The sequence below is a fragment of the Bradyrhizobium diazoefficiens USDA 110 genome (assembly GCF_000011365.1).
Lineage (GTDB): Bacteria > Pseudomonadota > Alphaproteobacteria > Rhizobiales > Xanthobacteraceae > Bradyrhizobium > Bradyrhizobium diazoefficiens.
Genome location: NC_004463.1, coordinates 8,426,643 through 8,439,815 on the forward strand (window position 1 = coordinate 8,426,643; position 13,173 = coordinate 8,439,815).

The 13,173-nt window shown below is 57.8% G+C and carries 13 protein-coding genes; 7 read left to right on the top strand and 6 right to left on the bottom strand.

Features of this window, described 5'->3' with window-relative positions; all coding sequences use genetic code 11:
• Positions 1 to 29 precede the first annotated feature (29 nt).
• The 3 genes from BJA_RS38990 (at position 30) to BJA_RS39000 (ending at position 2,556) form a co-directional block, all read left to right on the top strand.
• Positions 30 to 671, top strand: coding sequence for an HD domain-containing protein (locus tag BJA_RS38990; protein WP_011090406.1), 642 nt, complete (start codon positions 30 to 32; stop codon positions 669 to 671).
• A 373-nt stretch (positions 672 to 1,044) separates the two neighbouring features.
• Positions 1,045 to 1,500, top strand: coding sequence for a ribonuclease HII (locus tag BJA_RS38995; RefSeq protein ID WP_370140771.1), 456 nt, complete (start codon positions 1,045 to 1,047; stop codon positions 1,498 to 1,500).
• Between the two features lie 468 nt (positions 1,501 to 1,968).
• Positions 1,969 to 2,556, top strand: coding sequence for a hypothetical protein (locus BJA_RS39000; protein WP_162494162.1), 588 nt, complete (start codon positions 1,969 to 1,971; stop codon positions 2,554 to 2,556).
• Between the two features lie 6 nt (positions 2,557 to 2,562).
• Here BJA_RS39000 and BJA_RS39005 read toward each other — a convergent pair whose 3' ends face one another.
• Positions 2,563 to 2,715, bottom strand: coding sequence for a hypothetical protein (locus BJA_RS39005; protein ID WP_162185854.1), 153 nt, complete (start codon positions 2,713 to 2,715; stop codon positions 2,563 to 2,565).
• 172 nt (positions 2,716 to 2,887) lie between these two features.
• Here BJA_RS39005 and BJA_RS39010 point away from each other — a divergent pair, with 172 nt between their 5' ends.
• The 3 genes from BJA_RS39010 to BJA_RS39020 all read left to right on the top strand — a co-directional run bounded on the left by BJA_RS39010 (position 2,888) and on the right by BJA_RS39020 (position 4,128).
• A complete protein-coding gene (locus BJA_RS39010) occupies positions 2,888 to 3,088 on the top strand; it encodes a hypothetical protein (RefSeq protein ID WP_011090410.1) in 201 nt (66 codons plus the stop codon).
• A 492-nt stretch (positions 3,089 to 3,580) separates the two neighbouring features.
• Positions 3,581 to 3,790 carry a hypothetical protein gene (locus BJA_RS39015; protein WP_162185855.1) on the top strand — a complete coding sequence of 70 codons (210 nt, stop codon included), beginning with the start codon at positions 3,581 to 3,583 and terminating at the stop codon, positions 3,788 to 3,790.
• Between the two features lie 20 nt (positions 3,791 to 3,810).
• Positions 3,811 to 4,128: a PilZ domain-containing protein gene (locus tag BJA_RS39020; protein WP_011090412.1), complete on the top strand. Its 318-nt coding sequence runs from the start codon at positions 3,811 to 3,813 to the stop codon at positions 4,126 to 4,128.
• 1,234 nt (positions 4,129 to 5,362) lie between these two features.
• Here the strand turns inward: BJA_RS39020 and BJA_RS39025 are convergent.
• The 5 genes from BJA_RS39025 to BJA_RS39040 form a co-directional block, all read right to left on the bottom strand.
• Positions 5,363 to 5,608 carry a hypothetical protein gene (locus BJA_RS39025; protein WP_039184876.1) on the bottom strand — a complete coding sequence of 82 codons (246 nt, stop codon included), beginning with the start codon at positions 5,606 to 5,608 and terminating at the stop codon, positions 5,363 to 5,365.
• 473 nt (positions 5,609 to 6,081) lie between these two features.
• The gene (locus BJA_RS39030) at positions 6,082 to 7,878 is read right to left on the bottom strand and encodes an NAD(P)/FAD-dependent oxidoreductase (protein WP_028176058.1); all 1,797 of its coding nucleotides are present in this window, start codon (positions 7,876 to 7,878) and stop codon (positions 6,082 to 6,084) included.
• Between the two features lie 317 nt (positions 7,879 to 8,195).
• The gene (locus BJA_RS43390; RefSeq protein WP_011090418.1) at positions 8,196 to 8,459 is read right to left on the bottom strand and encodes an adenylate/guanylate cyclase domain-containing protein; all 264 of its coding nucleotides are present in this window, start codon (positions 8,457 to 8,459) and stop codon (positions 8,196 to 8,198) included.
• 21 nt (positions 8,460 to 8,480) lie between these two features.
• Positions 8,481 to 9,536: an alpha/beta fold hydrolase gene (locus BJA_RS39035; protein ID WP_011090419.1), complete on the bottom strand. Its 1,056-nt coding sequence runs from the start codon at positions 9,534 to 9,536 to the stop codon at positions 8,481 to 8,483.
• Between the two features lie 676 nt (positions 9,537 to 10,212).
• Positions 10,213 to 11,397: a transglycosylase SLT domain-containing protein gene (locus BJA_RS39040; protein ID WP_011090420.1), complete on the bottom strand. Its 1,185-nt coding sequence runs from the start codon at positions 11,395 to 11,397 to the stop codon at positions 10,213 to 10,215.
• Positions 11,398 to 11,688: 291 nt separating this feature from the next.
• Here BJA_RS39040 and BJA_RS39045 point away from each other — a divergent pair, with 291 nt between their 5' ends.
• Positions 11,689 to 12,840, top strand: a complete 1,152-nt coding sequence (locus tag BJA_RS39045) for a L,D-transpeptidase (RefSeq protein WP_038967830.1) — start codon at positions 11,689 to 11,691, stop codon at positions 12,838 to 12,840.
• The last annotated feature ends 333 nt before the right edge of the window (positions 12,841 to 13,173 follow it).

Sequence of the window (13,173 nt, forward strand, 5' to 3'; positions counted from 1 at the left end):
GCCCGTTATCCAACCGAGGAGATTACTCCATGTCCGAAATCATCGCCGGCATTCGCGTGCCTGACAGCGCCATCGCGCGCGCAGCCACGCAGCTCGTGCGCGATACCGAAGACGACCTGCTCTACAACCATAGTCGGCGTGTCTTCCTGTGGGGCGCGCTCACCGGCGAGCGCCGCGGGCTGAAATACGACCCGGAGCTGCTTTACCTCGGCGCCATGTTCCACGACCTGGGCCTCACCGAGAAATATTCGAGCCCCGATCTGCGCTTCGAGGTCGACGGCGCCAATGCCGCCCGCAAATTCATGAAAAGCTACGGCGTGCCCGAGCGTGACATCGAGGACGTCTGGACTGCCATCGCGCTCCACACCACGCCCGGAATCCCCGAGCACATGCGCCCGACCATCGCGCTGGTGACCGCCGGTGTGGAGATGGACGTGCTCGGCATCGCCTATCACGACTTCACGCATGAACAGCGCGACCATGTCTGCGTCCATCATCCGCGTGAGGCAAATTTCAAGGAGAACATCATCGATCACTTCGCCAATGGAATTATCAAGAAGCCGCTGACGACGTTCGGAAACGTGAAGGCCGACGTCCTCGCGCTGAAGGACATGAACTACGTCCGTCAGAACTTCTGCTCGATCATCCTTGGCTCAGCGTGGCCGCACTGAGCCCTCGTTGCTCCCAGCCGATACCAGCCCATACGAGCATGTCTGGTCCTGAAGGTACCGAAATCGGCACGGTGAGATGTCGTTGCGCAGGGGGATCGAGGTTCCGCTCTTTCTAAAGGGATGAAGACACCAGTTGGTTCCCTCTGAGGTCGGCGGACGCGATGTGGGGGGCAGCGCAGAATCGGACCTCAAATGGGAGCCGGCCGGTTCCTTCCGAAAGGCCATTGCATACAGAAGAGACAGGACAGCTATTTCAGACAATCGCCACAAAGTTCACTGACACGACCCCGACAGTCAGTCTCCACGAAGGCCGCGATGTCCCAGTATTCACTCGATGTGTTGCGTCAGCGCTATGTCGTGGAGAAAAGACCGCTTGAAGCCAAGTGTCGAGCAGATCTTGCGGGCAGACACCCGCGCGGGAGCGCGGGCGATCTTGGCTTCAATCGATAAACGCCGCTTCGAGAATAGGTCCGAAGGGCAGCGGCTCCGCAAGATGCTCCGCTTCGAGACCTCCCTCTGGGAAAGTGGCCATGCTGCCGTGGCAGGTGTGGACGAGGCCGGAATGAGCCCTCTCGCCGGGCCGGTCTCCGCTGGCGCCGTGATCCTGAAACCTGGCACGCGGATAGTCGGGATCGACGACTCGAAAAAGCTCGATGCCGCGGCACGCGAAGAACTCGCGAAGGAGATCAAGGAAAAGGCGGAGAGTTGGTGTGTGGCGTTCGTCGAGGTCGAGGAGATCGACGCGATCAATATCTATTGGGCCGGCATCCAGGCTATGCAGCGTGCGGTCCGGGGGCTACGGTTGCCACCCCGCATTGTGCCAGCGTGACCACTCTGATTCGCACAAATGGAAAACGAGCCCCCAATGGCGGAAATTCGAATTGACGCTGACAAGGCTGAACGAATGATCTCTCAGATACTGCGCGACGAAGGCGGCATGCTTCCAGCCAAAGCAAACCAACTCGCGGCAAACATAAGCAGGCGGCTCGGGTTGGCCATGGCAGCTCCGACGTCAGAGTCCCTGACGGGTTATAGAGCTATTCGTCGAGAGCCCCCCCTACGGCAGCGATTTTGCTTTCGCCGTGGCTAAGATACTTGCCGACGCAAAGGGCGATTCCGCGCTGCATCCCGAGCCGCTTTGGAAAGCGGTTTATGATCGCGGTCGCGATCTTCCTGCGTCGGGCCTCGATCCATGATCGGGATAGACTACTGGAGAACGGAGTGGTCCACCTTTCACTATAACCTTGGGTGGTCTCGTTGGGTTCGGTTCTTGGATGGGTGGATCGCGAAATGCGCGATGGCCGTACCCGTCGTTGGCTATCTAGTTTTATTCAACGACGGTGTTTCCCAGCACATATCGTTCAATGATCTTGCAAGCGAACATCAACTGTCGGTGCTTAGCCTCACGGCGTCCGGGCGACTGAAGCTGATATACTTTGGCCTAATTATTTTGGGTTCAGCAAACATCCTTTACCGATTGCGGCGACCTTATATTTTCCGGGTCGGCACCGATCAGTTTGATTACGTGGAGCGAGCGCTGGTTCATTTCACCGTGGACAATTACATCGATCTAAACGGGGTTATCAGACACGAAGGTCACCGCACGTTGCATGGGAAATATGATGACGCGGAATTTGACAGCTTCGTCGATGCTGCGACAGGACGGAACAATCCCGATGTCGGGAACTGGAATCTAGCAAAGAGTAAGTTTGAAGGCCTGCTCCGGTCGATCCTCATAGAGACTTTTTTCCGGAATGACGTCAAGCATCGGTTGGCACTTACGTGCTTCTTGCTTTTAGCATTCTGCGGATACGGCCTGCTTCTTATTCCGAGCTTCGATCTGTTCGTTAAGGTCATTCGCGTCACGATAAGGGGTGTGACGTAAGAGCCCTCACTTCACTTCGCGGCCTGCCTCGGTGGCTTCGCAGGCGGCAACGGGATCGGGATGCCACCGCGAAACACCGCAACGCTGCATGCGCAGCGCCAATTCGGCACCTTCGCGCTTCGCACCGGGATCGCCATAGGGCTGATCCAGCGCGCTCAAGGTGGGATAGCACCGTAGACTTTGCCACTTCATCAGGCCCAGCGCTTCGATCCGGCAATGATTCGCGGCTAACAGTTGCACATTTACAACCCCAAGTCATTTGAGATACTAAGCTCGTCGATTGAGACGACCAAAACATATTTCATTCAATAAGATTAGCGGGGGACAAAAGGTGTTTGATGTCTATCGCAATGACAAGCGCGACTTGCTCGTTCTAAGTACAGGCTCTGCCGTACCCGTGCTTTACTCTGCACATAAGTGGCGCAAGAGCAGAAAAAGAGTTTTCAAAGTCAGCGCCGAGATCAGGCTGGCCGTTCAGAGCCAAGGCTATTACGTCCGCCGCTTGCGCGTTACCGATAAGGGATTGATGTAGGTCGAGTGCGTCAGCATCACCCCCGACCAAGCGCCATCCTCGCGCCCTACCGCGTGGTCAACTGCTATGCCCCGCGCCTGCGTAGTGCCGGATGATCCGGTAAATCGATGCTTGCCGAAATTCGATCACTTATTTTCTGCAACTTGGATACTTCAATACCGACCGCGCGCAACCTGATAAACTTTCGTTAACCACTTAGGCGTGAAACTAAAACACGGATTTCTACTGCGTATCGGGCAGCCGTGATTATCACGGCAACTCTAGTCGGAGTTGGTCTGTTCGACCGTTGTCTCGCGTGAAGCTATATTTTTTTCATCGTTTTTTTGATCGCTTTCGACAAAGCAACGTCATTGCGGCAGTAATTGCCGACCGCAAAAGAGATTTACGACAATGTCTTCGGTCCTTAGATTTCAGCGGCCTCGCAAATTGAAATCTGGGACAAGTCCCTCAGACCAGAGACTGCCCGACGTTTTAGCGAACGTCGCCGCTCTGTTGTCGCAGGTTGAAGCTCTAAAAATTAAGACAGCAGATGACGCCCGCCAGGCCATTTTTCTTCTTGAACTCGCGAATACTTGCATCCGGCTGATCGTCGGGCAGACCAATTTGGATGAAGAGGTCAGAAAGGCGCTACTTGCTCATTCTGCGATGATCGATATGCGCCTTGGAGCCGCGCGCAGGGACGCATCTATTCTGAAAAGTTGATTGAAGCATTGGAATTTCAGATGATTGGAAATAATCGAAAGACAAATCGCGTTCGGTTTGACCACAAACATATCGTTAGGATCATGGGAGCCGATGGGACATGGCAGCGAAGGTGTCATCTTCTCGACGCGTCTGAAAGCGGTGCCAAACTTGAGGTTGAAGGCTCAACCGATCCTCTAAAGGCACAAGAATTTTTCCTCGTTCTATCCACCACAGGTCTGGCATTTCGGCGATGCGAACTGATTTGGGTCGATGGATCTCAGGTCGGAATTCATTTCGTCACCGCGCGGACAAAGGGCAAAGCGAACGCAGAGAAACAACGTGTTTGTTCACAATAGGAAGATCTTTAAGTGCAGCTTATTTCCTCTCGAATTATTCCGTTCATCGATACTCAATCCCTCTCAGAGAGCCACGCCAGAGAAGCGTTACTGCATGACAATCGCAGAGGCTTCGTCCTCTATCTTTCTAGCGGTGATTTAGCATCGGCCAGGGAAGAACGCGTCTTGTTTCTAGAGCCGCGACAAGCTCTGTTATGGCTAAATGAGTCCTCAGAGGAGCCGGGATCATTTTGGGTATGAGGCATTACGTCCCGACTTAGACACGCAGCCAATCCCCGGACCACACCTTGTCTATGGTTCCTGTCGACCAGGCCGAATGTTTTCGTGATTGGAGCCGGTCTCATTCAAAGACAATGCCGTGATCCTGACGGCGCAGACGAGCAGCGTGATGTCTGGATGCGCGCGCCGTGGGATGAGCGAAGGCGTTACAGCGGCCGTTGCCGGATGGCGCGCTCAAGATTGTGATGCGTGGAGCGGAGAAGGAAGTTAAGGCGGCGGGCTGAACGGGAACAACTGGTTGGCGATCTCGTCGCTGCGCCATCCAACCGCGCCAGCCCAGCCTCAATCACGACAATGTCTTCCTCGATCTGTCGAATAGTGCTCGTGCAGTCGATCCCGGTACATGAATTGAAATCTGCGATAAGTTTGCGGCGCTGTGTCCGAAGCTCATCAAGAGCGGCTTGGTCTCTGAGGGAAACGTAACCCTCCACGATCAGCTCAATAGCACCTGACACTTCATACCCCCCGAGCCTCATGCACACCCTCAAGCACTCCCCAAGCTAGGTTCGGGAGCGCGCCAATAAGGCTACGCGTCTCAATCCCGCGCCTTGAGTTCGTATAGAACAACGTGCCTCCGCAACTCGTGCGCAGTGGCCAAAACAGACATAGCAGTGAGCCAACTGGAGCGGCGAGAAGGCTTCGCGCGCCCGCCCGGTTACGATAAGTGTAATTGTTTTAGCAGCGTAGACAGCTGGATTATTTGGATCGATTTCGAGCGCTGCATCGTATTCAGCCATTGCCTCCTCAGGGTGTCCAAATAGAAGAATGGCTCCCTTGGTCCTATGGGCACTCGCGCTTGCCGGGTTTTTGGACAGAACTCTGTCGACGAGGTCGAGCGCTTGTTTCTTGTCTTCCACAACGGAAGACCAAGCGCCCAAGCCGCTTGGTATCTCGACCCGACGCAGCACATCGGCGCGACCACTCCAATGTCCATCCTGTAATGCCGCTTGGACGATCACTGCGTCGCCGCGGACCATCGCCTAGCGACGGAGCCGCCCTGCTCGGCAAGATGGTCGACGAAGCCCCGCTCGTGGATCTTGCCGCGCTCTGTCAGCGCATCGAGAGTTGGGTCATCGCGGACCCTTGGCCTCGCCAGCTCGCCTTGCGCGACCTTGAGATCGAGGTACGTGAGGTAACGACAATTCAGGTGCCCGACCAAGTCGCCTGCGCTGAAGACGATCGCCGCGCCGTTCTTTTGCATCTATTCCCCCGCGACTGCTGCCGGGACCTAAGGGACACGGCTTTCGCAGCAACGATACCGGCCTTCAGACGGGCGCAAAAGGCCTTCGGAAGTAGAACACGCAAAGCGAAAGAAGCCGGCTGCGAGCCGAGTATCGACAGAAACAGCCGCGCCTTCACCCATCCGATCTTTATGTGACAATTGGGTTTTCGGACCACCGGAGCCCGCAAAGCAAACAAGGCGAGATAAGCCACAATGCGCACATCAGTTGTTATGGAAGAAGTCGGCCATAGACCGACCTCAAACTAGACACCGGGCCGAAATCTATCTTGATCTCCGCCTTGCATTGCCGGCTCAACCGGTCGACGCGACACAGGCGCTAAAGCTGGCGCAGCGGACCAGTGGGTCTTCGATGCGGGGTCCGCACGAGCTTGTCAGGCCCATGCGGCAATGGGCCACGCCAAACCGCGAACCCAACCATGTGCTACGAAGCTTTATGCCTTGTGATGAACGGGCTGCAGGCCATAGACCGGGGTCGGAACGCCCTCATAGCGAGCTTTCAACTGTAGGGACAGGAATTGCGAGTAGTGACGCGACTGGTGCAGGTTACCGCCGTGGAACCATAACCCTTCCTGCTGCGTCGGCTTCCACATGTTGCGCTGTTCGCCTTCCCATGGGCCGGGATCCTTGGTGGTATTCGAGCCTAGTCCCCAGACCTTGCCGACCTTGTCGGCCATGTCCCGGCTGATCAGGTCGGCGACAAAGCCGTTCATCGAACTGTAGCCGGTGGCGTAGACGATCACATCGGCGGGCAGCTCCTTCCCGTCGTAGAGTCTGACACCATTGGGCGTGATTTCCTCGACCTGGCCTGCGACCAACTTGACCTTTCCGTCGATGATGAGCTGCGAGGCGCCAACGTCGATGTAGTAGCCCGAGCCGCGACGCAAGTACTTCATGAACAGACCGGAATCGTCGTCGCCGAAGTCGAGCCGAAAACCGGCTCTCGTCAACCCTGCATAGAAATCGGCGTCATCCTGGCGGATCTTGTCATAAACCGGCTTCTGCAACTGATGCAGGATCTTGTAGGGCAGCGAAGCGAAGATCAGATCGGCCTTGGCTGTCGTCATTCCACCGCGGACCGCGCGCTCTGAATAGAGGTCCGCGATGGATGCCATCAGCGAATCCGAGCGCACGATATGGGTGGTCGAGCGCTGCACCATGGTCACGTCGACGCCGGCCTCGTACAGCGCGGCGCAGATGTCATGTGCCGAATTGTTCGAGCCGATCACGACGACCTTCTTGCCCTTGTAGCGATCGGGACCTGGGTGGCGCGAGGAATGGTGCTGTTCACCCTTGAAGGTGTCCATACCCTTGAATTGCGGCATGTTCGGCTTGGCGGACATGCCGGTCGCGAAAACCAGCTGCTTCGGCTTGAGCGTAATCTCCTTGCCATCGCGCTCGACGACAACCGTCCATTCCTTTTTGGCGTCGTCCCAGTCAGCGTGTTTGGCCGTGGTGCCGGTCCAGTAGTTCAGCTCCATGACCTTGGTGTACATCTCCAGCCAGTCGCCGATCTTGTCCTTGGGCGAAAACACCGGCCAGTTCTTCGGAAAGTCGATGTACGGCAAATGATCGTACCAGACCGGATCATGCAGGCAGAGCGACTTGTAGCGGTTGCGCCAGGAGTCGCCGGGACGGGCGTTCTTCTCGACGATGATGGTGGGCACGCCGAGCTGGCGCAACCGCGCGCCGAGTGCGATGCCACCCTGACCGCCGCCGATGATGAGCACGTACGGCTGCGTCTTAAGGCCGAGCTGCTCGGTTTCCTCGTCCCGCAATTCCTTCCATGTTTTGGCGCCGGGATTGACGCCATGGCGGGCACCAAGCGGCCGGGTGAAGCCCGCCTTTTCCTCGTGACCTTTCAGTTCGACCATCGTCGTCAAAAGCGTCCAGATCTGGCCGTTCTGGAGACGGACTAGACCGTAGCCGCGCGCGACCTCGGTCTCGAACGTGATCCAGCATTCGATTACGCCGTCGGCTTCAGTAGCGCTTTCCGCGTCGGCTATTTTCCAATTGCGTGGCTTTGCTTGTGCCAAGCAGGAGTTGAGCATCTCGCGGATCTGATCGCGACCTTCCATGGTCTTGATGTTCCAGGTGAAGGCAACGAGGTCGCGCCAGTAGCACTCGGGTGCGAACATCGCTACGGCGGCGTCCAGGTCGCCCGCCACAAGCGCCGCTTCGAATTTGTCGAGAAAGGCCTGGATGCGCGCGTTAAGCGTGGTGTCGAGCATCATTTCCTCCCAAGAAGCTTTTTGATCTTTCCGCAATTGTTGCAAGCTTATCCGAACGATCGGCCGAAACCAGACTCGCGCGGATCAACTTTTTCGCAGCGCTTCTGATCGGATAGCGGCACCTTGCCGCGGTGCGTCAGTCCGCAAATTGCTCATGTTTCGTGGTCGCTTTGCCGAAAATTTGTCAGCAAGCGGATGATAGGACCCACTCTTTTGCGAACTGCCGGTTCGACCGAATGTCCGCTTTGCGCGAGGACCCGCCATCCGGCCAAGTCGCTTGTTGACCCGAAGCAGGTGCTTTCCGCAACCGACAAGGCCTAACGTGCACATTCTTGAACTGCGAAAAGCCGCCAGCGGCCGGGGACGCCCTTGAGAGTATGAGAACCCCGGTCCGAGCATTCCACTCTTGAGCCAGCGATCAGGTCCTTCACGGTGCTGGAAAGAAGTATCTCGCCAGGATCAGCGCGGGCTGCCACGCGCGCACCGATGTGCACAGCGATGCCAGCCACGTCGTCGCCTTCAATTACGCACTCGCCAGTATGAATACCGCAGCGGATCGCCAACCCCAAACTGCCAACCACGTCCCTGACCGCGCGCGCGCATTAGATCGCGCGCGCCGGGCCGTCGAAGGTTGCGAACACACCATCGCCGGCAGTGTTCACGACGCGACCGCCGAGACGCGCGACTTCCTTGCTAACGAGCTGATGATAGTTGTCGACCAGGTCGCGCCAACGTGAGTCTCCGATCTCCGTGGCGCGCTGGGTCGACTGGACAACATCAATGAAGAGGACCGTTGCGAGAACGCGGTCCGCCTCCAACATCGGAGTTTCGCCCGTCAGAAATTCTTGGATCTCTGCAAGCAGCGAATCGGCATCGCCGATCCAGAGCATGTGATCGTCGCCGGGCAGCTCGACGAACTTTGCACCCGGGATCTGCCCGGCCATGTAGCGAGCGCCCTCGCAAGGCTGCAATCGATCGCCTCTCCTGTGGAGGATCAAGGTAGGCACCCTGATCGTCGGAAGGATCGCGCGAATGTCGACCTCGACATTCATCCGATAGAGCGTGATGCCGGCGCCTGGGCTGGCGGCTATGCGCATGAACTGGGCCCACCATTGACGCACCCGTTCGTCATTGGCAGCACTGGGGGCCAGCGTCTTGAGGCCGATCGGTGTTCCCCAATGCTTTTCGTAAGCATTGAAGGCGGCTTCGTGCTGCTCACGTGTGGGGCCCCACGGATAGTCGTCGGTGCGAATCCACTTGGCGTAAGCGCCATACATGATCAGTGCGGCGGTGCGCCCGGGATAGGTCGCGGCAAACAGCGTCGAAAGCGGCCCCCCCTCAGAGATGCCGAAGATGACGGCGCGATTTGAACCTGCTGCGTCCATGACCGCGCGGATATCATCCATCCGCATTTCGAGGGTGGGCAGCGCGCTCTCCGCGACGCGGTCCGACAGGCCCGTGCCGCGCTTGTCAAAGACGATGAGGCGACTGAAAGAGGCCAAACGGTTGAGGAACCTGGCTAATGCGGGATCTTCCCATTGGTACTCAAGATGAGAAATCCAGCCATGAACCAGCACCAAGTCGATGGGCCCATCACCAACGACTTGGTAGGCGATGTGAACGTCGCCGCTCTTGGCGTAGTGGGTTGCAGGGACCATAGCCTGGTACCCGTCGGATTACGTCATTGTCGCCCACGACAACTACACTGCGCAAGTCCACGGCGGAGGATCAATGCGTCAATACGGCTTCCCTGATGCGCCTGCCCAAGATCAATCAGGCTTCGCCTTCTGGTCCTTAGCCGTTGTCGACTATCTCGCCAGATGTCCGCTTCGCGTCCACGAGCGGATTCGCAAGTGAGATGTTATGAAAGAAGTCGGTCGATGGCCGACGTCCCTTTTGATGCGTTTAGCGGATCTGAAAACATTTGGGTCGCACGTCAGCGATGGGCCAGAAGGGAGGGCCGCTCTTGGGCGCAAAGCGGACACAAGGCGAGATCTGCTTGTCGCCGAAGGGCCGATAGTGTTGCAAAAGTCGAAAGCTGAACGACGCCGAAAATCTCGCAAAAGCTGATTTTAGCCAGCTCCACCACTGCAATGCTCCGTAGCGCCCATACGAAGCTCCGTGGTCGTTTTTGTGGGAAACGATGTGGTCCCTCATATCGCCGCGTGCGAAGCGCAAGCAGACATCGGCACCTGATCGATCACCTCGCTAGCGCGCAGCAGGAACGACCCGAGCGCGTCGTTGACGACGTAAAGTGCATCCGCGCGACCAGCGGCGGTGAGGCCCCGCTCGGCCCGCGGGTGCGGCAACTCCTGCCAAACACTCAACGGAAATTTACTGGTGCGCCCGCTCGGCATCGGCGGTGGCGGTGGTCATGTATTTCGAATAGAAATGAGCAACCCGCTCGCGCCACATTCCGACGAACGCCTCCGACGTTAGCTTCTCCACCGATTTCCACGCCTCTTTGACGGCCGGAAGCGTATTGCGCCAGATCGCGCGCCTGCACCATTTTTCGCCCTTCTCCCTGCCTTCGCTGGTGGCGCACATCGATTTCCAGGCTATGCGATTGGGTTGGCTGAGGTGCTCCGCGGCGCCCTCCCAGCCCTGCTGATGGATCAGGTAGAGATCGTTCAAGTCCGGCTCCCTGTGCGTCACCCACTGAAACAGAATGCCTTCGATGATGACCTTGTAGGCTGCCGCAACGGCATTATCGCGGGGATTGAGAATGTCTCCGGAGCCGAATTTGCCGAACTCGTATTTGCTCAGCTGGAACAGTCCGATATACGACCCGGTGCGTTGCTTGGGGTCGAAACCGGACTCGACCTTAGCCACCGCCTTCATGAAAGTGAAATCCAGACCGAAAGCGTCGGACGCGCGTTTGATCTCTTCCACCGGCGTTCCGACCGGGATGTCCTTGAACGAACGCAAGACGATCGCAGCCGGCTTCTCGGCAGGCGGCAGTTCGGACCAGACATAACAAATGAGATACCGAAAATCCTGCGGCCCCGAGTTGGAGGAACCGCCGGATGCACCACACCTTGTCGGCGCCGGTTGGGCGACATCACGGTGGCCCAAGCCCACCGATTCCTGCACAGGCGGTAAATCGGCCGACAGCATCTGCGACGGATCGGGCAACGCGACGATCGATTCCGGCTTATCCGATACCGCCGTCGTGTCGGTGGTCGTCCCTGCCGCGGGTTCGGCGGCCGTCGCCACTTCGGCGCTAGCGACAGTGGCGTTCGCGACAACGGCGTTGGCCATTGCGATTGCCTGCGGTTCATCCGCGAGCCGAGCGGTGGCGGCGAGAGATGCTGCGCGGTCCTCGATTGGCACTGCGCGGGCGTTCTCGGTGCCGGCCGAACCGAAGCCAGCCAGCCAGCCAACGATCCCCCCCGCGAGAACGACCGTCCCGCAAAACGTTGGCGCCACTATCGCAAATCGCCGCGGGTTCATGATGCCGTCGCCTCCATAGGCTCCGCCGGAGCCGTGTAGAAAAGCCAAGCATGCGAAGAGGCTCATTCTTGGGATCAATGTGGGTCGCGCAATGGCGCAAACGGCCGCTCGTCAATTTCTCCAAAACATGTTGCCCGATTGCAACGCGCCGATCACAAGCAATTGCGCCCGTCTCAACGGCAACTCCCACCGTAATTGTGAGTACGGTCCTATTTTCGACCCACTGCGACCAGATTTGAAGGAGAGGCTTGGCGCGCTGGTCGGGATGACGCATCAGGCGTCGGCTTCGCGCATCGTTTCGAAACGATGGAATCGTGCCTATTGGACCGGGCGATGTTCGCTCAGGGATTACGAGCAATGCAGCGCGCGATAACAACGGCTGTATTCGCCATCTTCATGCTCCCTGCGGGGATCGTACACGCTCAATTTCTGTTTGAACCCCAACACACGTTCTGGCCGGGCCAATACGCTCACAAGCACCACCACCGGCAGACAAACTCTGAAACCGCGCCCGAGCCCCTTCCGAAGGGCCCGCTCCAGATCATCATCTCAATAGCAGACCAACGAGTCTCGCTTTTTGACAACGGCGCCCTGATTGCACGCTCTTCGGTGTCCACGGGAATGGAGGGGCATCCTACGCCCCTCGGCGTGTTCAGCGTTATCAGCAAACAACGATGGCACCGTTCAAATATTTATAGCGCCGCACCCATGCCCTACATGCAACGCATCACCTGGTCAGGGATAGCGTTGCACGCCGGTGTCGTGCCTGGGCATCCGGCGTCACACGGCTGCATCCGTTTGAAGAGTGATTTTGCCGTTCGACTCTGGCATCTCACGAAGCGCGGCACGCGCGTGATCATTGCGCACGGTGATGTCCAGCCGGTCGAGATAACCAATCCGCATCTTTTTCAAGCGAAAGCCTCGTCCGCTTCGTCGGAATTCCAGACTGCCACCGTCGCAACCAAGAGCATCGGTACAGCCGCAGCAACGCAGGGATCACTGGTGTCAAACGCGGAGACTCCGGAAGCCGCCAGTCTCCAGGTGCCGGGCTCGGTTCCCGCTGCAAGCGCGCCAAAAAAAATCGTCCCAATCTCCATCTTCGTCAGTCGTAAGTTGAGCAAGCTGTTCGTGCGTCAGGGATTCACGCCGTTGTTTGATGTCCCGGTCAAGATCGAAAATTCGGAGGAGCCGCTGGGAACACACGTGTTTACCGCAATGGAATTCCAGAACGAGGGAACGGCTATTCGCTGGACCGTCGTGTCGATTCCGGACGAATTTCCTCGCATCGAGGGTGCCACGAAAGGGCGCGAGGCGCCCGTGAAGCAAACCGCCCTATCGGTACCGTCGCCCGATCAGGCCAACGCTGTCCTCAACCGCATCGAAATACCTCAGGATACGGTTGAGAGGATCTCTAAACTTCTGACGCCGGCCTCTTCATTGATTATTTCCGACAACGGATTTAGCCATGAGACCGGAAAAGACACGGATTTCATCGTGGTAACGCATTGATGCGGCGACGCAACCCACCAACAAACGACGCCGCTGCGCAACCCGTTGGAATTGTTCGACCGCAATTCTGGTGCAAAATTCTTGATGTCCGCACCTAAGCCAAAACGGCGCGAGGTCCGTTCTGGGTCACGAGCGACAAACCTCACGTTGAGCACAACGAGTCCGCTCTTGCCTCGGTCGCCGACATGCGAGCGGACATGAACTTCTGTCGCTAAGGGCCATAAGCCGACCTGCCAGGGGCAGGGAATGCTCCGATGAGCGGCAGTGGTGGCATGGCAGACACGATCGAACCGGCTGGGCGTTACCAGCGGCACTTGGTCACCTAGCAGGCTC